Below are 22,652 nucleotides of genomic sequence, written 5' to 3'. Positions count from 1 at the left end.
CTTCGGACCATGATGGACCGACGTCTGCTGCTGGTGCACGCACACCCCGACGACGAGTCGATCGGCACCGGCGCGACCATGGCGCGCTACGCCGCCGAAGGCGCCCACGTCACGCTCGTGACCTGCACGCTGGGGGAGGAGGGCGAGGTCATCCCGGAGGAGCTCGCGCACCTGGCCGCCGACCGCGACGACGCGCTCGGGCCGCACCGCATCGGCGAGCTGGCGGCCGCCTGCGCCGCGCTCGGCGTCGAGGACCACCGCTTCCTCGGCGGGGCGGGCCGCTGGCGCGACTCCGGCATGATGGGCGTGGCCTCCAACGACCGTCCCACCGCGTTCTGGCAGGCCGACCTGGACGAGGCCGCCGGCGCGCTGGTCGAGGTGATCCGCGAGGTCAGGCCGCAGGTGCTGGTCACGTACGACGAGAACGGCCATTACGGGCATCCCGACCACATCCAGGCGCACCGGGTGTCGCGCCGGGCGTGGGAGCTGGCCGCAGATCCGGCGTTCGGCGGGGGCGAGCCGTGGCGGATCGCCAAGCTCTACTACACGGCCAGCGCCAGGTCCGTGATGCGCCGGAGCAACGAGGCGCTGCGGGAGGCCGGGTCCGGGTTCATCGTCGAGGACGTGGACGAGATGCCGTTCGGCAGCCCCGACGACGTGATCACCACCGAGATCGACGCGCGCCCCTGGATCGGTCACAAGGCCGCCGCCATGCGCGCCCACGCCACGCAGATCACGGTCAGGGAGCCGTGGTACGCGCTGTCCAACGACATCGGCCAGGAAGTGCTCGGCGTGGAGCACTTCGTGCTGGCCGAGGGCGTACGCGGACCCGCCGTGGCAGGTCCGCCGATCGAGGCCGGGGGGCTCGGCGAGCCGCATGTCCGCGAGAACGATCTGTTCGCCGGCATCCACTAACCTCTCGATATGGAGCAACGCAGCCAGGCCGAGTCGGCGCTGGGCGGAGCCGCCTACGGGATGCTCTTCGTCCTGGGCGTCGTCATGGGCGTGGTGGGCGGCTTCACCCATGCCCACGACGGCGTGCGCCAGCCTGTCACGGCGATCGCCTGGCTGGTCATCCTGTTCGGCGTCAGCCTGGGGGCGGGCAGGCTGATGGGGACCCGCCTGGGCTCCGCGGTGACCTCGGCGGGGTGGCTGCTGGTGTCGATGGCGTTCTCGTTCAAGCTGGGCGCGGGCGATCTGGTCATCTCGGGAAACACGCCCGGGTACGTGTACCTCTACGGGGGGATCGCGGCCGTGGTCGCGGCGTTCCTGCTGTCGCCCTCATCAGGGGGTTCGTGGTTGATGCACGGCCACCCGGAGAGCAGCCGGTCGTAGCGGCATAAAGTAACCTTCGTGCACCATGCGTCCATAGAGCGGCACGGAGATCGGCAAACGTACCGGAAAGTCGTCGGGCGTTTCGCCACCGGTGTGACGGTCGTCACGACCCGGCTCGGAGACGTCGACTACGCGATGACCGTCAACTCCTTCACGTCCGTGTCGCTGGAGCCGCTGCTGGTGCTCTTCTGCGCCGAGAAGGTCGCGCGCTTCCATGACGCGGTGCTGGAGGCGGGGGTGTGGGCGGTCTCGGTGCTGCCGGCCTCGATGGAGGACGCCTCGCGCTTCTTCGCCCATCGCGGGCGGCCGTTGAACGGGCAGCTCGCCCGGTGGGGGCACCATCGGGGGGAGACGGGGGTCGCGCTGTTCGACGCGGCGCTGGCGACGGTGGAGTGCCGGACCGACGCGGTGCACCCGGGCGGCGACCATTCGATCATCGTGGGGGCGGTGACAGCGCTGGGGATGCCGGGTGAGGGCGAGGCGCTGACGTACCACGAGGGGCGCTACAAGAAGCTCTGACGGTCCCACCGGCCCCCTGGATCGGGAGCCGGTGGGACGCCGCGTCACTGGACCGGGGGCTCAGGGACGGTCGGCTCGCCCGTCGGCTCGCTCGTGGGAGAGACGGTCGGCGGTGGCGGCTCGGTCGGGGTGTGACAGCCCGGCCCCGGGTCCGTCGGAAGGGTGGGCGGGGGTCCGGTCGGGGTCGGGGTCGGCAGAGGGCCGGTCGGGACGTCCGTCGGGACGTCCGTCGGATCAGGCGGAGGCGGCACGTCGGTGGGCTGGTCCGTCGGCGGGATCAGCGTGGATGTGGGCGTCGGAGTGATCGTCGGGGGCGGGGTGGAGGTCACCGTGGGCGGCATCGGGCCCGTCACCGTCGCCGTCGGGGTGACGGGCGGCACCGGGACCGGCTGACAGGTGATCGTCACCGTGGGGCCTGGCTCCGTGACGGTGACGGTCGGCCCTGGCTCGGTGACCGTGACGGTGACGGTTGCCGTCTCCGTGACCGTCTCCGTGGGGACCTCCGGGGGCGGCGCCGACGCGGTGACGGTGGCCGTGGGCGTGGCCGTGACCGTCCTGGTGGGCCACGGCAGCGGCTTGACCTTGATCTTCGGCTTGCCGCGCAGCTTGTACGCGCCCTTGCCCACCTTCTTCTGGACCTGGCCCGCGCCGGTGGTCACGGCGAGCTCGGCCGTGGTGGTCCGGCACGACTTGCCCTTGCAGGCGCGTTGCTTGACGCTGAACCTGGCGGCGCCGCCGTACTTGATGGAGACGTCCAGGTACGAGACGCCCTTCTTCTTGACGATCTTCGTCTTGGCGGTGTAGCGCCCGACCTCGGGTTTCGGGGTGGCGGTGCTGGGGAGCAACGCCAGTCGCGCGCCGGGAGGGGTTTCGATGAGGCGTAGGGGATCGGTGGTCGACGTCTGCGTGATCGCGATTCCGCCCGCACCGGCCAGTGCCGCGGTGCCCAGCAGAGCGCCCAGGATGGCTAATCTCATAATCCTGCTCTTGTGGGAGATTTCAGGACGCAGGCCATTATCCCGACCTGTCAAGATTGGTCAAGACTGAGACGTATGGACAGGCGCTATCGGTTCCGGCGCGTGGCGAACTATGTCAATCTCACCACGCCGCTCGGCCTGCTGATCGCCGCCGCGGGCGGGGCGCGCCGGCAGCCCGGCCCCGACGGGCTCGTGCTCGCGTACGGCTACCGCTACCGGTTCCCCGTCGCGGGCGCGTTCACGGTCGGGAACGTGGTGCTGACCAGGCGCGACGCGCTCAGCGACCGGCTGGTGCGACACGAGGGCAGGCACGCCACCCAGTGGGCGTGGTGCGCGGGGCTGCCCATGCTGCCGCTCTACCTGCTGGCCATGCTGGTCTCGCTGGCCGTCTGCGGCGACCAGGCGTCCTACAACCCGTTCGAACGCCTGGCCGACCTCGACGACGGCGGCTACCCGCGCAACGCCGCGCGCTGGCGCAGGCGGGCGTAGCCGCGTCAGGGAGTCAGCTTGAGCGTGTGCGCCGCCGCCTTCTTGACCGACTCCGGCTTCGAGCGCATCGGCAGCAGCTCGCCCCTGGCCCAGACGGCGGCCTGGTCCCAGTAGTTGTCGTGGAAGGCGTGCCCCGAGGCCCCGGTGAGGTTGATCCACTGCGACTTGTCCAGGTCGGACAGGTCGAGGACCATCCGCATCGACGGCACCGAGGTGATCGCGTAGTCCTCCAGGACGTTCCAGCCGGTGGCGTTGACCGCGTCCTTGTTGCCCGCGACCGCCAGCGGCCCCCGGTTGAACAGGGACTCGATCGGGCCGATCCCGGACGTGCCGAGCGTCTGGTGGGTGAGCGTGAGCCGGTGCAGGTCGCCCCAGCGCCACGCCTTGACGTCGTCGCCGAGCAGCTCGGTGAGCTCCCGGTAGGCGGAGGCGAGCGCCTGACGCAGGATGTCGTCGCGCTCCTCGACGCGCTCCTCGGTGGTGACGTCGTCCCAGAACGGGTCGCCGGGGGAGTTCAGCAGTTGCCCGACCACCTCGTACCAGCGGTCGCCGCCGCTCGGCCTGGCCGCCTCCGGCAGCTCGTCGTGGAAGGTCAGCCTGAGCAGGTGCCGCCAGACCGCGTTGAAGTACGCCGCCGGGGCCGAGTCGAGCCCCTGGGAGCCGTCCCAGCCGTCGAGGAGCTGCCTGGCCTGGGCGCTCGGCCCCGCCAGGCTCACCTCCATCAGCGCCGGGACGAGCGTCGCGGCCAGCCCGTTGTGGTCGTCCTGCTGGATGCGCGACATGGCGGCGGCGTCCAGCTTGCCCTTGCCGATCTCCTCCTTGAGCCGGTCGAGGATGCGCTGGGAGCGGAACCCGTACGACCAGTCCTTGGTCAGCAGCGGCGCGTAGCGGGAGGGGTCGATGACGGCGTTGTTGGCGGTGACGATGTAGCCCTCGGCGGGGTTGCGCACCGACGGGAGCTGGTCGTACGGGATCGGCGCGGTCTTCCAGTCGTACTCGCCGGTCCAGCCGGGCACGGGCACGGTGCCGTCGCCGTTCTCGCGTACGGGGATGCGGCCGGGGGCCTGGTAGCCGATGGTGCCGCTGGTGTCGGCGTAGACCAGGTTCTGCGCCGGGACGTCGAACAGCGCGGCCGCCGCCCGGAACTCGTTCCAGTCGCCCGCCTCGTTCAGCGCGAAGATCGCGTCGGCGGTCCTGCCGGGGGTCAGCGCCGTCCACGACAGGGCGACGGCGTTGGCCTCGCCGCTCGGCTTGACGGCGCCCATCACCTCGTTGACCAGCGGCCCGTGCCGGGTGGCGCGCACGGTGATGGTCACCGGCCGCCCGCCCGCGACCTCGATCTTCTCCTGCCGAACCTCCAGCGGGACCCGCTCGCCCCGGTAGAGGTAGGTGTCGCCGTCGACCTTCTCCAGGAACAGGTCGGCCACGTCCGGCCCCAGGTTGGTGAATCCCCAGGCGATCTTGTCCGTGTGCCCGATGACCACGCCGGGGACGCCGGAGAAGGAGAACCCGGTCACGTCGTAGGAGCACGCGTCGCTGAGCTCGCGGCAGTGCAGCCCGGTCTGGTACCAGACGGAGGGCATCTGGGCCGACAGGTGCGGGTCGTTGGCCAGCAGCGGCTTGCCGCTGACGGTGTGGTCGCCGGAGACGACCCACGAGTTCGAGCCGATCCCGTCGCGCTCGGCGGTGCTCATCGTGCTCGGCACCGCCTTCAGCGCCTGCGCGGCCTGGGCGAGCACCCGCGCGCCGGTGCGCTCCTCGCGCGGCGGCCGGGGGTCGGCCCGCTGGTCGTAGACCTCCTTGACGACCGCGCCCACGGTGACGATCGGGTCGTGCCTGTCGTACGGGTAGCCGGGGTAGAGCTGCTCGACCCGCTCGGGCGGCAGCTTGGTGAGGGCGAGCGCGCGGTCGATCTCGTCCTCGAGGTTGGAGCGCAGGTCCCACGCCATGGCCTTGAGCCAGGAGACGGAGTCGAGCGGCGTCCACGGCTCGGGGGTGTAGCCGCCGTTCTGAACCTTCAGGACGGAGTATTCGAGGCTGCGGTCGGAGGCGTTGGGGTTGGCCGCGAGCCAGGCGTTCACGCCCTTGGCGTAGGCGTCGAGGTAGCGCTTGGTGCGCTCGGTGAGCTCGGCCAGCTCCTGCTCGGCGACCCGGCGCCAGCCCATGGTCCTGATGGCCTTGTCGTTGTCGAGCGTCGCCGTGCCGAACAGCTCGGACAGCCGCCCGGCGGTCACGTGCCGCCGGAAGTCCATCTCCCAGAACCGGTCCTGCGCGTGCACGAAGCCCTGGGCCATGAACAGGTCCTCGGAGGTGCCGGCGTAGATGTGTGGGATTCCGTTTTTATCGCGATAAATCTCTACATTTCCGGTTAGCCCTGGCAACCGGAGCGTGCCTTCCAACTGCGGGAACGACTGGCGTACCGTGTGGACGAGCACCCCCGCCAGCACCAGCGCCAGTGCCAGCAGAACGGTCAAGATCCGCGCGGACCAGCGCAGTGGCCACGGCATCCACGCGTACGGCCTGAACCTCACGAATACCTCCATCCATCCCGCGCTGGACTAAGTCTGGCAGCCCTCGCTCACTCCTTCCGCCGCCCGTCACGGGGGGTTTCCGAGCCTGTACCGCGTGACATGACGCAACCCCGATGCAACCCACGATCTGCGTATCGTGCGCATGGCGCGTACCGTCCACCACCGCATCAGGACGGCGCCACGCGGGCGGACGGTCCCTGCCATGCCGTCCGCCCGACCTCTCGATAGGTGCTGTTTCCGCGCAGCGATCAGCCGCCCCGCCGCACTGCGTACGGCGGGGCGGCTGGGCAGCGGACCAGGCGGACCCTCAGGCGGGTCAGGCGGACCCTCAGGCGGGTCAGGCGGGTCAGGCGGCCGGGCTCAGCCCCAGCTCTGGCCGTCCGGGGTGTCCGACACCCTGACCCCCAGCTCGGCCAGCTCGTCGCGCAGCCGGTCGGCCGCCGCCCAGTCGCGCGCCTCGCGCGCCCGCGAGCGCTGCTCCAGCAGCTCGGCCGCGCCCCCGGGCAGCGCCGCGGGGCCCCTGCCGATCTGCGTCGACAGGTCCAGCGCCAGCACCTGGTCCAGGTGCAGGAACGACTCGAACTTGGCCCCGGGAGCCACCTCGGGGTCGCGCTCCAGCTCGCGCATCAGCCGCAGCGCCGACGGCGTGTCGAGGTCGTCGTCGAAGGCCGCCTCGACCCGCTGCACGTAGTGCGCGGCCATGGGCGAGCTGGGCGACTCCGACCACTCGGCCACCCGGGTCCGCCAGCGGCGCAGCGTGCGGTCGGCGGCCCGCAGGGTGTCCCAGGTGAGGTTCATCTGCTGGCGGTAGCGGTGCTCCAGGAACGCCAGCCGCACCGCCAGCGGGTCGAGCCCGGCCTCGGTCACGTCGGACAGCAGCACCACGTTGCCGCTCGACTTGGCCATCTTGCGCCCGTCGAACAGCAGGTGCTCGCCGTGCACCCAGTGCTTGACCACCTCGTGCCCGGTCGCCGCGCCGGACTGGGCGCGCTCGTCCTCGTGATGCGGGAAGCGCAGGTCGATGCCGCCGGTGTGGAGGTCGACGCGCTCGCCGAGGAACCGCAGCGACATGGCCGAGCACTCCAGGTGCCAGCCCGGGAACCCGGCCCCCCAGGGCGCCTCCCACGACAGGTCGCCCTCGGCGGGCTTCCACAGCGCCCAGTCGGCGTGGAAGCGCTTGCGCGGGTCGACGGCCTCGATGCGGTGGGCGGGCTGCAGATCCTCCAGCCGGTTGCCCGAGATCTCCCCGTAGGAGGGGAAGGTCCGTACGTCGAAGAACACCGATCCGTCCGGGACCGTGTACGCGTGTCCCCGCTCGATCAGCTTGGCCACCAGCTCGACCATCAGCTCGATCGTCTCGGAGGCGCGCGGCGTGTGCTCCGGCGGGCGCAGGTTGAGCGCCAGCGTGTCGCGGCGGAACTCCTCCTCGTACGCGCGCGCCAGCTCGGCGGGGGAGCGCCCCTCGGCCCGCGCCTGCATGCGGACCTTGTCCTCACCGGTGTCGGCGGCGCTGTCGTCCGTCACGTGGCCGACGTCGGTGATGTTCTGGCAGACGACCATGCGCACCCGCTGCCGCTCCAGCACCCGCCTGATCAGGTCGGACAGCAGGTAGGAGCGCAGGTTGCCGACGTGGGCCGACCGGTAGACGGTCGGCCCGCAGGTGTACATGCGCAGGGCGCGGGATCGCTCGATCTCCTCGACCTGCCTGGCACGCGTGTCGTAGATCCGCAGCATTCCCCGATGCTAGCCGCCCAGGTAGCCGAGGATGTCGCGGTCGCCGCGCTCCCGCAGCCTGGCGAGCACCTCCTCGCGTGTCGCCGTCTCCGGCAGGCCGATGCGCGCGCCGATCAGGCGCAGCCCCTCGGCCTCGGAGCTGACGGGCGCGGTGTAGCCGATCAGGTAGAGGGCCCGGTTCAGCGGCGGCATCGCGGTGGCCGCCGCCGGCAGGTGACGGGTCAGCAGCTCGCCGCCGTCGGAGACGGTCAGGAAGACGTGGTCGCCCTCGCTCGCCTTGAAGTCGGCCAGCACGTTGCGGATCGACCCCATCGTCGGCTGGTTGTGCCAGCTGATCACCACGTCGCCGGTCGCCGTGGACGCGGTGAGCTGCCCGCCGGGCGCCATCCCCAGGTAGGCGGCGAACCCGGTCGGCAGCGGCGATCCCGAGCCGCGCAGGTGCTCGGCGTTCACGTCCACCCGGTGCCACCAGCGGCCGTCGCGGCTGCGGAAGCTGCGCCGCGTCTCGGAGACGTCCTTGCGCGGCTGGTACGGCTCCGACTCCCCGGTGGGCGAGGTGCCCGCGACGCGGATCCAGCCGCGCTGGGTCCGCTCGAACCCCGGGCCGCCCGAGTAGGCGCGCACCGAGCTCTCGCTGACGTCGTAGCGGGAGGTGAGGTTGGTGACGATCGTGCTGACCGACGCCTCGCCGCCGGCCCGCTCGATCTCCCGGGCGATCATCTCCCTGATGCCCAGGTACTCGTCGCCGCCCCAGCGGGTCAGGCCGTACTTGTTCCTGTCGACGCGGCGGAAGCGCTCGTCGGCGGTGAGCTGGTTGCGGATGCCGACCAGGCTGTAGTCCTCGCCGATGCGCTCCTGGATCTCCTCCGGCGTCAGCGGGCGCCCGGCCACCGCCAGCACCGCCTCGGCCTTCTCGTTGATGCTGCGCGGCCACGGCACCACGTGCTGGTCGAGCACGCGCAGTTGCGGCACGGCGAGGATCCAGCGCTCGGCCACGTCCTCGCGGACGCCGAGCTGGGTGACCATGGCCACGGCCTCGCCCAGCGGGTGCGGGCCGTCGGCGAACAGCTGCCTGGTCTTCTCGCGCAGCTCGTCCGCGCCGCCCGCGACCAGCCACCCGTCGGCCTGCTCGTAGCCGGTCAGCAGCGTGCGCACGAACCGCCAGGCGGGGATGCCCAGCGTGCGCAGGTCGCCGCGGTGCCACGGCACGGCGGCGGCCAAGTCGTCGGCGGGCACGGCCGAGCCGAGCCGGCCGCGCAGCCAGGCGACGTGGGCGACCAGCGCGGCGGCGTCCGGCCCGGCCAGCCAGGCTTCGACGTGGTCGCGCAGGTCGCGTTCGATCTGCCGGATCCGCTCCCTGGTGACCGAGAAGCGCTGCGCCAGCTCGTCCAGCGTGGCCCGGTCGGCCGCGTACAGCCGGTCGCGCGCGATCGCCCGCTGGCGGTCGTCCAGCGCGCCGAACAGGGCGTCGATCAGCTCGGGCAGCGGCTTGTCCTGGCGGACCGGCACGGGCGCGACGGCGGCGGGTTCGAGCAGCCGGTCGAAGACGCCCCCGTACAGCTTCTGCACCACGTCCTTGCCGAGCATCTCGGGGGTCCGCTCGGCCTCGGCCGGGTCGGAGAAGCGCAGCAGGGGAAGGATGTCGCCCAGGAGCAGGTGTCCCCAGAAGGCCACGGACAGGTCGGCGAGCCGGGACGCGACGGCCTGCGTGCCGACGATGGCGCACACGCGGTCGAGCGGGATCGCCTGCCACCACGCCTCGGGCAGCTGGGGCTCTTCCGCGATCGGCGCGATCTGGCCAGGGGAGGTCCAGCGCAGGGGTGGCGCGAGGTCACTCAGGCTGAGGTTCATTGGGGTCCAACCGGCAAAGGGAAGATATCCGCAGTTCAGACTATGTGATCAGAAGGACAGAAAGGGGCTACCTCTTCCGGAATGGGATATGTAGAGCAATGATCGAGCACGCGTGCACGCGACGAACAGCATGCTCCGCTCCCGCTGCAACGCCCTGGCCCGGGCCCCCGGATCGTCGGGCGGCCGCTCGGGGACGACCCCCTCGGCCACCCCGATCAGCGCCACCCGGTCGAACTCCAGGCCCTTCAGATGCGCGAACGCCGACACCCGCACCGGCACGTCCCGCAACGCCCGCCGGGCCGCGCGCACCTGCTCCGGGCCGCGCGCGCCCACGGCGATCCGGTCCGCCGGCACGCCGTCATCCAGCCAGGCAGCGATCACGCTCTCCAATCCGGACAGCTCCGCCTCGGGCGACTCGAAGGCCCGCACCACCGGCCGCGCACCGAAGTGCGAGCCGCGGAAACCGTACATCGCCGACATGCCCTTGACCAGCCCATCGGCCGGACCGCCGCCACGCACCCGCACCGCGAACGCCAGCGTCTCGCGCGAGAGCCGGTGCGACAGCCGCAGCTCGTGCGACTCGGCCGGGATGCCCACCGCGCCCAGCGCCACCCGCGTGTCGGTCACCCGCTGGTGCGGGTCCCCGACGACGAACAGGTCGTCGTGCGCGCGCGGCGCCGCCGCGCGCAGCAGCCGCCACTGCGCCGGGCTCACGTCCTGCCCCTCGTCCACCACGATGTGACGGTACGGTTTGCGCCCCGGCTCCAGCTCGTCGAGCACGTCGCCCGTCGTCCTGGCCAGCAGCCGCAGCGCCTCCTCGGTCAGCTCGGCCATGCTCCGCGCCCCCGGCCCGACCAGCGCCGGACGCCGCCCCTCCGCCAGGCCCACGATGCGCATCGCCAGCCGTTCCGGATTGTCCACGTCGATCCGCTTGCGCAACGCCACGTCCCGCACGAGCAGGTCCAGCCGCGTCGCCAGGTCCTCCGCCAGCCCCTGCGAGAACGTCACCAGCAGCACCGGCCCGCGCCCGTGCGCCGCCAGATGCGCCGCCCGGTGCAGCGCCACCACCGTCTTGCCGGTGCCCGCCCCGCCCACCACCAGCACCGGACGCTCGTAACGCGCCGCCCTGGCCAGCCGGTGCTGCGGCGGATGCACGTACGTGCACCACTCCGGCGCCGTCAGCACCTGGTCCAGCTCCGACTTGTCCGACGCGAACGCCGCCCGGTCCGGGCTGCGCAGCAGCGCCGCGTGCAGATCCTCCGGATCGACCGGCTCCTCCGGCTCCGCCAGCGCGCGGCAGCCGTCCAGCTCCCGCCAAGCCTCCGTCAGCGTGCCGCCCCTGGCCAGCACTGCCAGCGGCAGATACTGCGTCGGCGGAAGCAGCGGCTCCAGCGCCTCCAGGTCCGCCTCGGTCGTCACGAGCCGCACCAGAGGCAGCGCCCGCGCGTCGATGCCCAGCGCCAGCAGATCACCATCACAGATCCGCTCGAACAGCCGCGAAGCCCCCGCCGACCGGCGTAACGCCGGCTCCACCCGCTCCAGCGCCTGCGCGTCCCACTCCTCGACCACGCCGATCACCGGGTTGACGCCGTAACGATGCCGCTGCGCGAACGACCAGGCGTCCGCGTCCGGCAGCACCGTGCGCAGCCAGTAGACGTCCCGCTGCCGCACCACCACCCCGCGCAGCCCCTCGGCCAGCCGCAGCGTCGCCACCCGCGCGTCCCGGCCGCCCCGCACCCGCTCGGGATGCGGCGCGCCCGCCACGTTCAGCAGGAACCGCCGCAACGCGACCACGGCGTCCCTGCGCACCGGCTGGGCCAGTGCGCTGAGCTCCCTGGGGGACTCAGGGCCGATCGCGAGCCGCGGCACGGCTCAGTCCAGAAGGCCGAGCAGGTCGCGGTCCCCGCGCTCACGGAGCCTGGTGAGCAGCTCGGGCAGCCCCACCGGGCCCGTCATCCCGATCCGCGTCGCGATCACCCGGGCCGCCTGCTCCCGCGTGCCGCCCGGAGCCGTGTAACCGACCAGGCGCAACGCCTTGGTGATCTTCTCGGCGCCCTGCGCGGCCACCGGCAGGTGCCGGGCCCGCAGCACGCCCTCGTCCGACAGCGTCAGGAACAGGTGGCCGCCCTCCTTGGCGCCCACGTCCACCAGCAGCCGCTCGATCGACTCCAGCACCGGCCTGCCGTGCCAGGTCATCGTCAGCTCACCCGCCGCGCTCCTGACCGTCCTGCTCTCACCCGGCGACAGCCCCAGGTAGGAGGCGAACCCGGTCGGCAGCGCGCACTCGCCTCCGGCGAGCTGCTCGGCCGTCACGTCGATCCGCAGCCACCAGCGTCCGTCCGGCTGGCGGAAACAGCGGCGGGTCTGCGACACGTCCTTCAACGGCTGGTACGGCTTGCCGTGCTCGCCCGAGTTCCCGTTGCCGTCCCCCGGCACCGGCACGGCCGGGGCGAACGCCTGGAACTGCGACGGCACCGGATCCGGCGGCACGAACCCCGGCGGCAGCGCCCCCAGCGGCCCGAGAGACCCGAGCGGTGTCGGCGGCTGCAACGGCGCCGGCGGCTTGGCCGGCTTCGGCGTGAACGCCGACGGGGCCGGGGGCGCCGGAGGCGCCTGAGGGACGGGCGGCACCGGCGTCCCGGGTGGCGGAGCCGGCGGGCGCGGCGGCAGCGTCGCGAGCACGAACTGCCACGCGGGCACCTCCAGCGCGCGGATCTCCACCCCGTGCCAGTCGGCCGCGTCGATCAGCCGCTCCTTCGGCGCCGCCGGGCCGATCGTCCTGCGCAGCTCGTCCAGATGCGCCCGGTACGGGGCCGCCTCCTCGCTGGCCAGCCAGCTGTCCAGCTTCGCCCAGAGCCGCTCCTCCGTGGCGGAGATCTCCGCCGGCGGCACCGCGAACAGCTTCGCCAGCTGGTCCACGGCCGACGGCTGGTCGGTGAACACCCGGTTCTGCGCGACGGCCCAGCTCTTGTCGTCCAGCCCGGCGAACGCCGCCTCGATCAGCTCAGGCAGCTCACCCGCCTGCGCCGGCCCTTCCCCGGCGGAGTCCTGGCGGCCCTCCTCCTCGGCCCGCTCACCCCAGCCGGCCTGCGCAGCGAGGGCCCCAGCGGGCTCCTCGGCCGCGTCCTCGCGCTCCTCGGCAAAGGCGGCGTGCTCGTGCCCGTGCCCCTCGGAGGCGGCGTGCTCGTGCTCGTCGTCGTCGGCGTCCTCACGCTCCCCAGCGGCGGCGCCGTCCTCACGATCCTCGGCGGGGGCCGCGTCCCCGTGCTCCTCCGAGAGGGCCGCGTCTCCGGCCTCTTCGGCGGAGGCGGCGTCCTGGCGTTCGTCCTCTTCGGAACGGTCACCCTCGGCGGCGGGTTGCGGGGCTTCCTGGGGCGCGCTATCTGCGGCGAAAAGCGCGGCCGCGCGCTCCTCCACGGGAGCCGCGTCCTCCTGCTCTTCGACGGAAGCCGCGTCCTCGTGCTCCTCGGCGTCGGCGGCGTCCTCACGCTCCTCGGTGGAGGCGGCCTCTGCGCGCTCCTCCTCCCCATCCGGACGCCCGCCCTCGGCGGCGGGGTGCGGGGGCTCCTGGGGCGCGCTGTCCGCGGCGAGGGGCGCGGCCGCGGCCTCCACGGCGGGCGCCGCGTCCTCGGCGGGGGCGGCGTCCTCGGGCTCATCGTCCTCGGGACGTTCGCTCGCGACGGCGGGGAGGGGCGTGGCGGGGAGTTCGCGCTCGTCGTCGAGGGTGACCGCGCCGTACCCGGACCCGGCCCAGGAACCGGGCCCCGGGGCCAGCCGGTGGAGTGCGGCCGAGAAGAGGGTGCCGAGCACGGGCCGGGCCTGGATGAACGGCTGGTCGGCCAGTTCGCGCCCGGTGAGCGCCAGCAGCCCCGGCCACGACCCCGCGCGGTCGAGCGCGATCGCGACGTGCGGTTCGTCCGCCTCGTCGGGGTCGAGCACGTGCAGCGCGGGCAGGATGTCGCCCACGGCGGCGGCGGGCCAGTGCTCCAGGGCGATCTCGGTGAGGAGTTCGCCGAGCGATTCCGGTCCGATGGCGGCGAGCACCCGGGGCATGGGCAGGCTGCGCCACCAGGCGTCCGGCAGGTCCGGCTGCCCGGTGAGCAGCGTGATCGTGGACGAGTCGCTCCACCTCAACGGTGGTACGAGGTCGCTCAGGCAGAAGTTCATCCCGTTCCGTTCACCAGCCCCTCACGCCGCCGTCTTGTAGCGGTGCCATCGTCGTCGCCCACGGAACAGACCATAGTCCGGCAAAACAGCCCTACGCATCATGCACTACGCATCAGCGTCGAACGGCGGCAAACCGTAGGCGCACGTAGTCGGCCATCCAGCCGCTCTCCCTGCGAAGGGCGGGCGCGGCGAGCTCGTTCACCCGCTGGAGCAGGGGTTCCACGAGGTCCTGGGGCAGCCCGTCGAGCGCCGAGGCGGCGAACATGCGCACCCAGTCGGCGGCCCCGCGCGGGCACTCGTCGAGCGGGGTGGGCCGGTCGAAGTACTCCAGCAGCCGCACGACGAAGCCTTCTTGCTCCAGGCGGCGGGCGTACTCGGCGGGGGTGGGGAAGTACCACGGCAGTTCGGGCTCGCGCAAGCCGTGCTCGCGCCAGGCGGTGAGCATCGCGGCGGTGAGCTCGGCGCAGTTGCCGGAGCCGCCCATCTCGGCGACGAAGCGCCCGCCGGGGGTGAGGGCTTCGCGCACGCTGGCGATGACGGCGGAGGGCTCGCGGCTCATCCAGTGGAGCGCGGCGTTGGAGAAGACGGCGTCGTACGGCCTGGCCACGGTGAAGTCGTGGCCGTCGCCGACGATGAAGTTCATGCCGGGGTACTGCGCGATGGCCTTCTCGATCATGGCGGCGGAGCCGTCGATGCCGAGCACCTCGGCGCCGCGGAAGGCGATCTGCGCGGTCAGCACCCCGGTGCCGCAGCCGAGGTCGAGAACCCGTTCGCCCGGTTGGGGGTCGAGCAGGTCCACGAGCGGCGCGCCCTGGGTGGACACGTAGCCGAAGCTGCTGTCGTAGGCGCGACTGTTCCACCGCTCCACGCTCGGTGTGTCGTATCGCAAGCCGATCAGCTCTCATTCGTCAGACATCGGGCCCCCGTGGCCGTGCTGTCCGTTCACTTTAGAGCCAATTGTCGCTACGACATATCAGGTCACTTCAGGCTCATCCCACGCTGCGCGCCCACTCCTTCCTCAGGTACGCCTTGGCGGCGTCCGTCTGCGGGATCGTCAGCAGCACGGGCGGCCCGGGGGCGACCGGCAGCTTGGCCGCCTGCTCGGTGTCGAGCGTGCCCTTCATCAGCATGGCCTCGCCGCGCGCCGGCCTGGCGTACCCCTTCTGGAACAGGTTCTGGCCCTCGTCGGAGAAGAGGAACTCCTGCCACAGCCGGGCGGTGGCCGGGTGCGGCGCGTCCTTGTTGATCGCCTGTACGTGGTAGGCGCCCAGTTCGGCGCCGCGCGGGATCGTCACCTTCCAGGAGGTGGCGTCCTGGGCGGCTCGGGCGGCGTTGAGGTGGTCCCAGTCGACGATCACGTTCGCGTGGGCCGGGTCGGTGAGCTGCCCGGCCTGCTTGAGCCTGCCGAACAGGTCGACGGCGCGCTTGGGCTGCGGCATGCCGCCCTGCAGCGACGCGGCCATCACGCCCTTGAACGCCGCGGCCGAGCGCAGCGGGTCGCCGTCGAGCGCCACCTTGTAGCCGGGCTTCAGCAGGTCGCTGAAGGACGCGGGGGCGGGCACGGCACGCGGGTCGTACCCGAGCGACATGTAGCCCCCGTAGGCGGCGTACCAGGCGCCGCGCGGGTCCTTCACGTGGTCGGGCAGGTCGAGCCAGCCCTGCACCTTGTACGGCGCGAACCGGTGCGCGTTGGCCACGGCCACGTCCATCGTCAGGTCGAACACGTCGGGCTTGAGCTGCGCGGCGGCGTCCAGCGAGCGCTTGCTGCTGGCCCCGGGCTCCAGTTCCTTGACCTCGATGCCGTACTTGTCGGCGAACGTGTCGATGATCTCGCCGTAGTTGACCCAGTCGCGGGGCAGCGCGATCACGTGCAGCGTGCCCTCCTGCTTGGCGGCCTGGGCCAGGCGCTCCATGCTGGTGAAGCCCTCCTTCATGGACGCGGCCTTGGCGTTGACCGGCGGCCCCGTCGGGGCGGCTTCGTGGGTGGACGACGCGCCGCATCCGGCGCTGGCGAGGATGGCTACTGCGGCGGCGCAGGTACGTACGGTCACAAGCTGAATACTTACGGTTACTTCCGCCCGGGTCGAGGAGGCGCGGCGGGAACGACGCGCCCGGCCACCAGCGTTTCCTCGGAAATTTCCACCAGGGTGCCGTCGCGCTTGCGGACGCGCAGCACGCCGCCCTCCCACGATTCGAGGATTCCCACGGCGTCGCGGAACCCTCCGGGCACCTTCCGGCGTGTGGTGATCCGTGCGCCGATGTCCGCGGCTGAGATAGTGATGACGAGGCGAGCGGCCACGAGTTTGCCACCCTCCGTTTCAGCCGGGGTCCGGGCACGGCAATACTAGGGCCTAGCAAACCGCGGTCAGAGTCATGCCATGGTGCGGAATGGTGCGGAGAAGAAGGAGCTCGAGGTGACCTACGTCATCGCGCAGCCTTGCGTGGACGTCCTGGACAAGGCGTGCATCGAGGAGTGCCCCGTCGATTGCATCTACGAGGGCGAGCGCATGCTTTACATCCACCCCGACGAGTGCGTGGACTGCGGCGCGTGTGAGCCTGTGTGCCCGGTCGAGGCGATTTTCTACGAGGACGACCTTCCCGAGCAGTGGAAGGACTTCTACAAGGCCAACGTCGACTTCTTCGAGGACCTGGGCTCGCCCGGCGGCGCCTCCAAGGTCGGCAAGATCGAGAAGGACCACCCGGTGGTGGCGGCCCTGCCGCCGCAGGCCGAGGGATAACGGGCGCAGGCACGCCCGCGGGTGCTCTGCCCGCGGGTCGTTCCCGCATGTACGGCGCCCGACCAAGGAGAAACGTGAACAACCTGCCCGACTTTCCCTGGGACCGGCTGGAGCCGTACAAGGAACGCGCCCGTGCCCATCCCGACGGCATCGTCGACCTGTCGGTCGGCACGCCCGTCGACCCGGTGCCCGCGCTCGTCCGTGACGCGCTCGCCGGGGCGGCGAACAGCCCCGGCTATCCCTTCACGCACGGCACGAAGGCGCTGCGCGAGGCCGCGGCCGGCTGGCTGCGCCGCAGGCACGGCGTCAGCGTGGGCGAGCAGGACGTGCTGCCGCTGATCGGCTCCAAGGAGTTCGTGGCCTGGCTGCCGACCTACCTGGGCGCCAGTCGGGTGGTCTTCCCCGAGCTTGCCTACCCCACCTACGACGTGGGCGCGCGGCTGGCCGGGGCCGAGGCGACGGCCGCCGACGGGCTGCTGAAGCTCGGGCCGGAGCGCGCCGACCTGGTCTGGGTCAACTCGCCCGGCAACCCCACCGGCAAGGTGCTGCCCGTCGAGCACCTGCGCAAGGTGGTGGCGTGGGCGCGCGAGCGCGGCGCGGTCGTGGCGTCCGACGAGTGCTACATCGAGCTGGGCTGGGAGGACCGGCCGGTCTCGATCCTGCACCCCGACGTCTGCGGCGGCTCGCACGAGGGGCTGCTGGCGGTGCACTCGCTGTCCAAGCGCTCCAACCTGGCCGGCTACCGCGCCGGGTTCGTGACGGGCGATCCCGTCCTGGTCAAGAGGCTGCTGGAGATCCGCAAGCACGCCGGCATGCTGATGCCCCAGCCGGTGCAGGCGGCGATGACGGTGGCGCTCGGCGACGACGCGCACGCCGACGCGCAGCGCGAGCTCTACGCGGCCCGGCGGGCGGCGCTGCGGCCCGCGCTGGAGGCGGCCGGATGGCGGATCGACCATTCGACGGCAGGGCTGTACTTCTGGGCCACTAACGGGCAGAACTCCTGGGACCAGGTAAGCAAGCTTTCCGAAATCGGCATATTGGTCGCGCCGGGCGAATTCTATGGATCAGCAGGTGAGCGGCACGTGCGCATCGCGCTCACGGCCACTGACGAACGGATCGGTGCGGCGGTGCGCCGCCTCCAGTAGGATCGCCCCGCAAGCGCCCCTTCCCGGGGGGTGACATCCGCGAGCACAAATAGATATCGGTCGTTTGCCTAGGCGAACCGCGAGTGGAGCGAGCCGAACGATGAGCATGACCTCCGTGGTCGTCCTCGGGCTGAGCATCGCCACCGTCCTCCTCCTTCTGGGGGCCTTCCTGGCCACCCTCCGCCAGGACAGGAAAGGCCGCACGACAGCGCCACCGGTCGAGGCCGCTCCCGTCGAGCCCCCGCTGCCGGCGCCGGTCAGCGAGCCCGCGCATGCCGGTGCCGACTACACCGACCCGCGCACCATCAAGGTCGGCGACAAGATCGAGGTGTACGGGGCTCCCGCCCGCGTGCTCGGCGCGATGCACCTGTCCTGGCAGGGCCAGCAGTGGATCGAATACCGGCTGCGCGACGCCGCCCGGCGCGTCCAGTGGCTGTCCGTCGAGATGCGCCAGGGCCCGGCCGCCGGCGACCCGCCCTTCCTGGAAGTGCTGCTCTGGACCGGAGTGCCGACCCAGGGCATGGTCCCCGCCCGCAGCTCGCTGGTCATGGACGACGTCGAGTTCCACCCGCTGGAGCGCGGCACCGCCGCCTTCCGCTCCGAGGGCAACACCGGCGCCCCCGACCGGGGCCTGCTCGACTTCGCCGACTACCGCGCCACCGACGGCCGCCTGCTCTCCTTCGAGCGCATCCAGGGCCAGGCGTGGACCGCCTCCTACGCCCAGCCGCTCCCGCCCGGCTCCATCTCGATCGTCAGCCGCGCCACCTAGGCGAGCTCGACCTGCCTGGCCCCCGCCTTGCCGCCTTCCTTCCAGCCGGTCGTCTCGACGTCGTTGACCCAGGTGGCCCCGCTGTAGGCGACCTGGCTCAGGCCGTACTCCTGCGCGTGGGCCACCGACCAGGCGGCGATCAGCCACCCGCGCTTCTCGCTGGTGACGGCGGCGCTGCCGAGCGCCCGGGTGAGCTGGCGGCGCGCCTCCCGGGTCCGCGCCTTGCGGGCCGCCTGCGTGACGCCGGGGTCCGACGGATAGACGCAGTGCACGGCCCTGGGGAGCCTGCCGGTGAACGCCGCGGCGAGGATGCGGGCGTCGTGCTCGTGCTGGGCGTAGGCGTAGCCGGCGGCCGAGCGCTGCACCGCCTGGGCCGCGTCGGCGATCGGCATCTTGCGGTAGCCCTTGACCTTGGCCAGCGCGGCGAAGAACTTGTTGGCCGAGTAAACAGGGTCCATGATCTGCTTCTTGGTGCCCCAGCCCTGCGACTCGCGTTGCTGGAAGACGCCCACCGAGTCGCGGTCGCCGTAGTTGACGTTGAACAGCTTCGACTCCTGCAGCGCGGTCGCGTAGGCGATCACCACCGCCCGCTCGGGCAGCTTGCGCCGCGCCGCGACGGCCGCGATCGTGGCCGCGATCTGCGCCTGCTCGACGTCCAGGCTGAGGGCGACCTTGTCCTTGGTGAGCGCGACGCAGCCCGGCTCCGTGACGGCCAGCGGCTTGGCCCGCTTGAGCAGCTGGTAGAGGCCGAACGAGATGGCCACGGCCAGGACGACGACGATCACCGCGATGGTGACGACGCCGCGGGAGAAGCGCAGGTGCACGCAGAAGAACCTACCCGGCCAGATAGGCTCCGTGGCCATGACAGACGTGAGCACCATGTCACCGTTGCCGGCGGTGATCGACGAGCTGTGGGAGCGTCGTGCGGAGTTGTCGGCTGCTGACGCGGAGGCGCGCCACGCGGTGGTCGCCGCCGTGGACCTGCTCGACACCGGCAAGGCCCGCGTCGCCCAGGTGACCGGCGACGGCCTGGTGGCGGTCGACGAGCGGGCCAAACGGGCGATCCTGCTGAGCTTCAAGGTGCTCGGCATGGCCAGGTCCCAGGTGGGCGACTTCCAGCACCACGACCGGGTGCCGCTCAAGAGCACCTTCGACGGCGTGCGGGTGGTGCCGGGCGCGATCGCGCGCTGGGGCTCCTACCTGGCTCCGGGCGTGGTGCTCATGCCGTCGTTCACCAACATCGGCGCATACGTGGGCTCCGGCACCATGGTCGACACCTGGGCCACGGTCGGCTCGTGCGCGCAGATCGGCCGCGACGTCCACCTGTCGGGCGGCGTCGGCATCGGCGGCGTGCTGGAGCCCCCGAACGCCGTCCCGGTCGTGGTCGAGGACGAGGCGCTGATCGGCAGCCGCGCGATGATCGTCGAAGGGGCCCGGGTGGGCCGCGGCGCGGTCGTCGGAGCCGGCACGATCCTGTCGGCCTCCATGCCCGTCATCGACGTCCACACCGGCGAGGAGCTCGGCCGCGGCCGCATCCCCGACTGGTGCGTGGCCGTGGGCGGCACCCGTCAGAAGGAGTTCCCCGGTGGCACGTTCGGCCTGCCGTGCGTGCTCGTGCTCAAGCGTCTGGAGCCGGGGCAGCGGCACGACAAGGCAGCGCTCAACGACGTGCTGCGCGAACACGGAGTGAACACCTGATGCTCGACCTCACCCAGGACGTACGCACACTGACCGCCCGCATCGTCGACGTCGAGTCGGTGAGCGGCGCCGAACAGGCCCTCGCGGCCCAGGTCGAGCAGGCGCTGACCGCGCTGCCCCACCTGAAGGTCGACCGGTCCGGGCAGACCGTCGTCGCCCGCACCGAGCTCGGGCACGCCGAGCGGGTGCTGATCGCCGGCCACCTCGACACCGTCCCCGTCGCCGCCAACCTGCCCAGCCGCGTCGACGGCGACCTCCTGTACGGGTGCGGCACGTCCGACATGAAGGCCGGGGTGGCCGTCGCGCTCAAGCTGGCCGCCACGGTGCCCGCCCCCGTGCGCGACGTCACGTACGTCTTCTACGACTGCGAGGAGATCGAGGCCGACCGCAACGGCCTCACCCGCGTCGCCCGCGACCACCCCGACTGGCTCGCCGCCGACTTCGCGGTGCTGATGGAGCCCACCGACGGCGTCATCGAGGGCGGCTGCCAGGGCACCCTGCGCGCCGACGTCGTCGTGCCAGGCAAGCGCTCCCACAGCGCCAGGTCGTGGTACGGCATCAACGCCATCCACCGCGCCGAGCCGATCCTGGCCAGGCTCAACGCGTACGAGGCGCGGCTGCCGGTGGTCGACGGGCTGGAGTACCACGAGGGGCTCAACGCCGTCGGCGTCCGCGGCGGCGTCGCCGGCAACGTGATCCCCGACGAGTGCGTGGTCACCGTCAACTACCGCTTCGCCCCCGACCTCACGATCGAGCAGGCGCAGGAGCACGTGCGCGACGTCTTCGACGGGTACGAGGTCCGCTTCGTCGACGCGGCGCCCGGGGCGCGGCCCGGCCTGACGCACCCGGTGGCCGCCGCGTTCACCGCCGCCGTGGGCGGCACCCCGCGGGCCAAGCTCGGCTGGACGGACGTGGCGCGCTTCTCCGCGCTCGGCGTGCCGGCCGTCAACTACGGCCCCGGCGACCCCAACCTGGCGCACCAGCAGGGCGAATACGTGTCGCTGACGCGGATCGTGGAGAGCGAGCAGGCGATGCGCACCTGGCTGACGACCTGACACCCGGCAGACAACATGAAAGTGGCTCTCCTCGCCGGCCATTTGGCGGGGAGAGCCACTTTCAGTCCCGAGCAGCACCCTCGCCGGTTAGACGCAGGGTCCGCGAAATTCGGTTCCAGGTTTCCCGGGAAGTTTTTCAAGATTCTTCCGAGCCGGGTAGACGTGGAGTTCGGGCACGATCCGCACCACACGAAGGGCTAGCGTGAACTCATGAAATCAACCCGCCGGGAAAGGCGTCAGGGGCAGGCTGTCGTACGCGGCGACATGGTCCCCTCCTCCACCCACGACCAGCGGCTGCTCGCCCGGCAGGGCCCGGCCGACTGGGTGCACATGGACCCGTGGCGGGTGCTGCGCATCCAGTCGGAGTTCGTCGAGGGCTTCGGCCAGCTCGCCGAGCTGCCCAGGGCCGTCACCGTGTTCGGCTCCGCCAGGACCCCCGGCGACTCGCCCGAATACGCGGCCGGCCGCGCCCTCGGCAGCGCGCTGGCCAAGGCCGGCTACGCCGTCATCACCGGCGGCGGGCCCGGCGTCATGGAGGCGGCCAACCGCGGCGCCTCCGAGGTCGACGGCGGCGTGTCGGTCGGGCTCGGCATCGAGCTGCCCTTCGAACAGCGCATGAACGACTATGTGGACCTCGGCATCGAGTTCCGCTACTTCTTCGTGCGCAAGACCATGTTCGTCAAGTACTCCTGCGGCTTCATCGCCCTGCCCGGCGGCTTCGGCACGCTCGACGAGCTGTTCGAGGCGCTGACGCTGGTCCAGACGCACAAGGTCACCTCCTTCCCCGTCGTGCTCATGGGCAGCGAATACTGGGGCGGCCTGATCGAGTGGATCAAGGGAACGCTGCTCGGCACCGGCAAGATCGCGCCGCAGGACCTCGACCTGATCACCGTCACCGACGACGTGGACGAGGCCGTCAGCATCATCGTCGAGGCCGACCGGGCCCGCTCCCAGCAACGCGAGGAGGAGATCCGGGCCACCGAGTCGCAGGTCGCCGAGCCGCAATAGGCTGGCTCCTCGTGAACATCTGCGTCTACTGCTCCTCCAGCCAGAACATCGACGGCAAGTACCTCCGCCTCGCCTCCGACGTGGGCACCGAGCTCGCCAAGCGCGGCCACACGCTGGTGAGCGGAGGCGCCACCGTGTCCTGCATGGGCGCCGTCACCACCGCCGCCCGCGCCGCCGGCGGCCACACCGTCGGCGTCATCCCCCAGGTGCTCGTCGACATCGAGGTCGCCGACCGCGACTCCGACGAGCTGATCATCACCGCCGACATGCGCGAGCGCAAAGGCGTCATGGACGCCAGGTCCGACGCCTTCCTCGTCCTCCCCGGCGGCATCGGCACGCTGGAGGAGCTGTTCGAGATCTGGACCGCGCGGGTGCTCGGCATCCACGACCGGCCGCTGGTCATCCTCGACCCGTGGGGCCTGTACGAGCCGCTCAAGGAGCTGATCGTCGGCATGCACGACGCCGGGTTCACCCGCGCCGGGGTTTTCGACGCCATCGCCTGGACCACCACCCTGGAAGAGGCGTTCGACCAGCTCGAAGGCCGTGCCACCCCTGTCAGGCCGAGCGTCGCCGAGCTCGGAGAGGCCGTCGGCTGAGCGGGATGCGGCAAGTGCGGGACTCATGCCTCCGTGGTAT

At 71.9% G+C, this 22,652-nt stretch carries 21 protein-coding genes; 11 read left to right on the top strand and 10 right to left on the bottom strand.

The window, feature by feature from the left end; all coding sequences use genetic code 11:
* Positions 1 to 9 precede the first annotated feature (9 nt).
* The 3 genes from mshB to ACWDXC_RS30890 are packed head-to-tail and all read left to right on the top strand — an operon-like array spanning position 10 to position 1,854.
* Positions 10 to 915, top strand: a complete 906-nt coding sequence (gene mshB / locus ACWDXC_RS30900) for an N-acetyl-1-D-myo-inositol-2-amino-2-deoxy-alpha-D-glucopyranoside deacetylase (protein WP_449987534.1) — start codon at positions 10 to 12, stop codon at positions 913 to 915.
* Between the two features lie 9 nt (positions 916 to 924).
* Positions 925 to 1,335 (top strand): DUF6113 family protein, encoded by a 411-nt coding sequence (locus tag ACWDXC_RS30895; protein ID WP_219504731.1) that lies wholly within the window; start codon positions 925 to 927, stop codon positions 1,333 to 1,335.
* Between the two features lie 18 nt (positions 1,336 to 1,353).
* A complete protein-coding gene (locus ACWDXC_RS30890; protein WP_357589934.1) occupies positions 1,354 to 1,854 on the top strand; it encodes a flavin reductase family protein in 501 nt (166 codons plus the stop codon).
* Positions 1,855 to 1,898: 44 nt separating this feature from the next.
* Here the strand turns inward: ACWDXC_RS30890 and ACWDXC_RS30885 are convergent, their stop codons facing one another.
* Positions 1,899 to 2,831, bottom strand: coding sequence for a hypothetical protein (locus ACWDXC_RS30885; RefSeq protein WP_449987531.1), 933 nt, complete (start codon positions 2,829 to 2,831; stop codon positions 1,899 to 1,901).
* Positions 2,832 to 2,906: 75 nt separating this feature from the next.
* On the opposite strand from ACWDXC_RS30885, the gene ACWDXC_RS30880 reads away from it, so the two are divergent.
* A complete protein-coding gene (locus ACWDXC_RS30880) occupies positions 2,907 to 3,320 on the top strand; it encodes a hypothetical protein (protein ID WP_449987529.1) in 414 nt (137 codons plus the stop codon).
* Positions 3,321 to 3,325: 5 nt separating this feature from the next.
* Here ACWDXC_RS30880 and ACWDXC_RS30875 read toward each other — a convergent pair whose 3' ends face one another.
* From ACWDXC_RS30875 to ACWDXC_RS30840, 8 genes are all read right to left on the bottom strand, one after another.
* Positions 3,326 to 5,827: a penicillin acylase family protein gene (locus ACWDXC_RS30875; RefSeq protein WP_364177287.1), complete on the bottom strand. Its 2,502-nt coding sequence runs from the start codon at positions 5,825 to 5,827 to the stop codon at positions 3,326 to 3,328.
* 384 nt (positions 5,828 to 6,211) lie between these two features.
* Entirely contained in the window at positions 6,212 to 7,585 is a 1,374-nt protein-coding gene (gene cysS / locus ACWDXC_RS30870; protein WP_449987526.1) for a cysteine--tRNA ligase, read from the bottom strand.
* A 9-nt stretch (positions 7,586 to 7,594) separates the two neighbouring features.
* Positions 7,595 to 9,436, bottom strand: a complete 1,842-nt coding sequence (locus ACWDXC_RS30865; RefSeq protein WP_364176680.1) for a sigma factor-like helix-turn-helix DNA-binding protein — start codon at positions 9,434 to 9,436, stop codon at positions 7,595 to 7,597.
* Positions 9,437 to 9,484: 48 nt separating this feature from the next.
* A complete protein-coding gene (locus tag ACWDXC_RS30860; RefSeq protein WP_449987522.1) occupies positions 9,485 to 11,305 on the bottom strand; it encodes a UvrD-helicase domain-containing protein in 1,821 nt (606 codons plus the stop codon).
* Between the two features lie 3 nt (positions 11,306 to 11,308).
* On the bottom strand, positions 11,309 to 13,570 hold the full coding sequence (locus tag ACWDXC_RS30855; protein WP_449987519.1) for a hypothetical protein: 2,262 nt from the start codon (positions 13,568 to 13,570) through the stop codon (positions 11,309 to 11,311).
* Positions 13,571 to 13,715: 145 nt separating this feature from the next.
* Positions 13,716 to 14,492: a class I SAM-dependent methyltransferase gene (locus ACWDXC_RS30850; RefSeq protein ID WP_219504750.1), complete on the bottom strand. Its 777-nt coding sequence runs from the start codon at positions 14,490 to 14,492 to the stop codon at positions 13,716 to 13,718.
* Positions 14,493 to 14,592: 100 nt separating this feature from the next.
* Positions 14,593 to 15,654, bottom strand: coding sequence for an ABC transporter substrate-binding protein (locus ACWDXC_RS30845; RefSeq protein WP_449987517.1), 1,062 nt, complete (start codon positions 15,652 to 15,654; stop codon positions 14,593 to 14,595).
* A gap of 17 nt (positions 15,655 to 15,671) precedes the next feature.
* Positions 15,672 to 15,902, bottom strand: coding sequence for a putative acetyltransferase (locus ACWDXC_RS30840; protein ID WP_219504753.1), 231 nt, complete (start codon positions 15,900 to 15,902; stop codon positions 15,672 to 15,674).
* Between the two features lie 115 nt (positions 15,903 to 16,017).
* On the opposite strand from ACWDXC_RS30840, the gene fdxA reads away from it, so the two are divergent.
* The 3 genes from fdxA (at position 16,018) to ACWDXC_RS30825 (ending at position 18,255) form a co-directional block, all read left to right on the top strand.
* Positions 16,018 to 16,341 carry a ferredoxin gene (gene fdxA, locus ACWDXC_RS30835; RefSeq protein ID WP_219504899.1) on the top strand — a complete coding sequence of 108 codons (324 nt, stop codon included), beginning with the start codon at positions 16,018 to 16,020 and terminating at the stop codon, positions 16,339 to 16,341.
* 74 nt (positions 16,342 to 16,415) lie between these two features.
* A complete protein-coding gene (gene dapC, locus ACWDXC_RS30830) occupies positions 16,416 to 17,486 on the top strand; it encodes a succinyldiaminopimelate transaminase (RefSeq protein ID WP_449987516.1) in 1,071 nt (356 codons plus the stop codon).
* 100 nt (positions 17,487 to 17,586) lie between these two features.
* Complete coding sequence (locus tag ACWDXC_RS30825) at positions 17,587 to 18,255, top strand: DUF4178 domain-containing protein (RefSeq protein ID WP_246644764.1); 669 nt, start codon at positions 17,587 to 17,589, stop codon at positions 18,253 to 18,255.
* On the opposite strand, the gene ACWDXC_RS30820 is transcribed toward ACWDXC_RS30825, so the two are convergent.
* Positions 18,252 to 19,118, bottom strand: coding sequence for a hypothetical protein (locus ACWDXC_RS30820; protein WP_449987513.1), 867 nt, complete (start codon positions 19,116 to 19,118; stop codon positions 18,252 to 18,254). The two genes, ACWDXC_RS30825 and ACWDXC_RS30820, sit on opposite strands and share 4 nt — an antisense overlap.
* Here ACWDXC_RS30820 and ACWDXC_RS30815 point away from each other — a divergent pair.
* From ACWDXC_RS30815 to ACWDXC_RS30800, 4 genes are all read left to right on the top strand, one after another.
* A complete protein-coding gene (locus ACWDXC_RS30815) occupies positions 19,117 to 19,953 on the top strand; it encodes a 2,3,4,5-tetrahydropyridine-2,6-dicarboxylate N-succinyltransferase (protein WP_449987511.1) in 837 nt (278 codons plus the stop codon). The genes ACWDXC_RS30820 and ACWDXC_RS30815 overlap by 2 nt on opposite strands.
* Positions 19,953 to 21,008: a succinyl-diaminopimelate desuccinylase gene (gene dapE / locus ACWDXC_RS30810; RefSeq protein WP_219504759.1), complete on the top strand. Its 1,056-nt coding sequence runs from the start codon at positions 19,953 to 19,955 to the stop codon at positions 21,006 to 21,008. Before ACWDXC_RS30815 ends, dapE begins: the two co-directional genes overlap by 1 nt.
* A 210-nt stretch (positions 21,009 to 21,218) precedes the next feature.
* A complete protein-coding gene (locus tag ACWDXC_RS30805) occupies positions 21,219 to 22,016 on the top strand; it encodes an LOG family protein (RefSeq protein ID WP_449987508.1) in 798 nt (265 codons plus the stop codon).
* An 11-nt stretch (positions 22,017 to 22,027) separates the two neighbouring features.
* A complete protein-coding gene (locus ACWDXC_RS30800) occupies positions 22,028 to 22,612 on the top strand; it encodes an LOG family protein (protein ID WP_449987505.1) in 585 nt (194 codons plus the stop codon).
* Positions 22,613 to 22,652: the final 40 nt, after the last annotated feature.

The organism is Nonomuraea sp. NPDC003214 (assembly GCF_053590035.1).
The sequence above is the reverse complement of the archived record's forward strand: the minus strand, read 5'-3'. Positions and strand labels throughout refer to the sequence as shown.

Coding starts and splice junctions, on each gene's coding strand:
- mshB (WP_449987534.1), top strand. CDS start 10: ATGATGGACCGACGTCTGCTGCTGGTGCACGCACACCCCGACGACGAG.
- ACWDXC_RS30895 (WP_219504731.1), top strand. CDS start 925: ATGGAGCAACGCAGCCAGGCCGAGTCGGCGCTGGGCGGAGCCGCCTAC.
- ACWDXC_RS30885 (WP_449987531.1), bottom strand. CDS start 2,831: ATGAGATTAGCCATCCTGGGCGCTCTGCTGGGCACCGCGGCACTGGCC.
- ACWDXC_RS30880 (WP_449987529.1), top strand. CDS start 2,907: ATGGACAGGCGCTATCGGTTCCGGCGCGTGGCGAACTATGTCAATCTC.
- ACWDXC_RS30875 (WP_364177287.1), bottom strand. CDS start 5,827: ATGCCGTGGCCACTGCGCTGGTCCGCGCGGATCTTGACCGTTCTGCTG.
- cysS (WP_449987526.1), bottom strand. CDS start 7,585: ATGCTGCGGATCTACGACACGCGTGCCAGGCAGGTCGAGGAGATCGAG.
- ACWDXC_RS30865 (WP_364176680.1), bottom strand. CDS start 9,436: ATGAACCTCAGCCTGAGTGACCTCGCGCCACCCCTGCGCTGGACCTCC.
- ACWDXC_RS30825 (WP_246644764.1), top strand. CDS start 17,587: ATGAGCATGACCTCCGTGGTCGTCCTCGGGCTGAGCATCGCCACCGTC.
- ACWDXC_RS30815 (WP_449987511.1), top strand. CDS start 19,117: ATGACAGACGTGAGCACCATGTCACCGTTGCCGGCGGTGATCGACGAG.
- ACWDXC_RS30820 (WP_449987513.1), bottom strand. CDS start 19,118: ATGGCCACGGAGCCTATCTGGCCGGGTAGGTTCTTCTGCGTGCACCTG.
- dapE (WP_219504759.1), top strand. CDS start 19,953: ATGCTCGACCTCACCCAGGACGTACGCACACTGACCGCCCGCATCGTC.
- ACWDXC_RS30805 (WP_449987508.1), top strand. CDS start 21,219: ATGAAATCAACCCGCCGGGAAAGGCGTCAGGGGCAGGCTGTCGTACGC.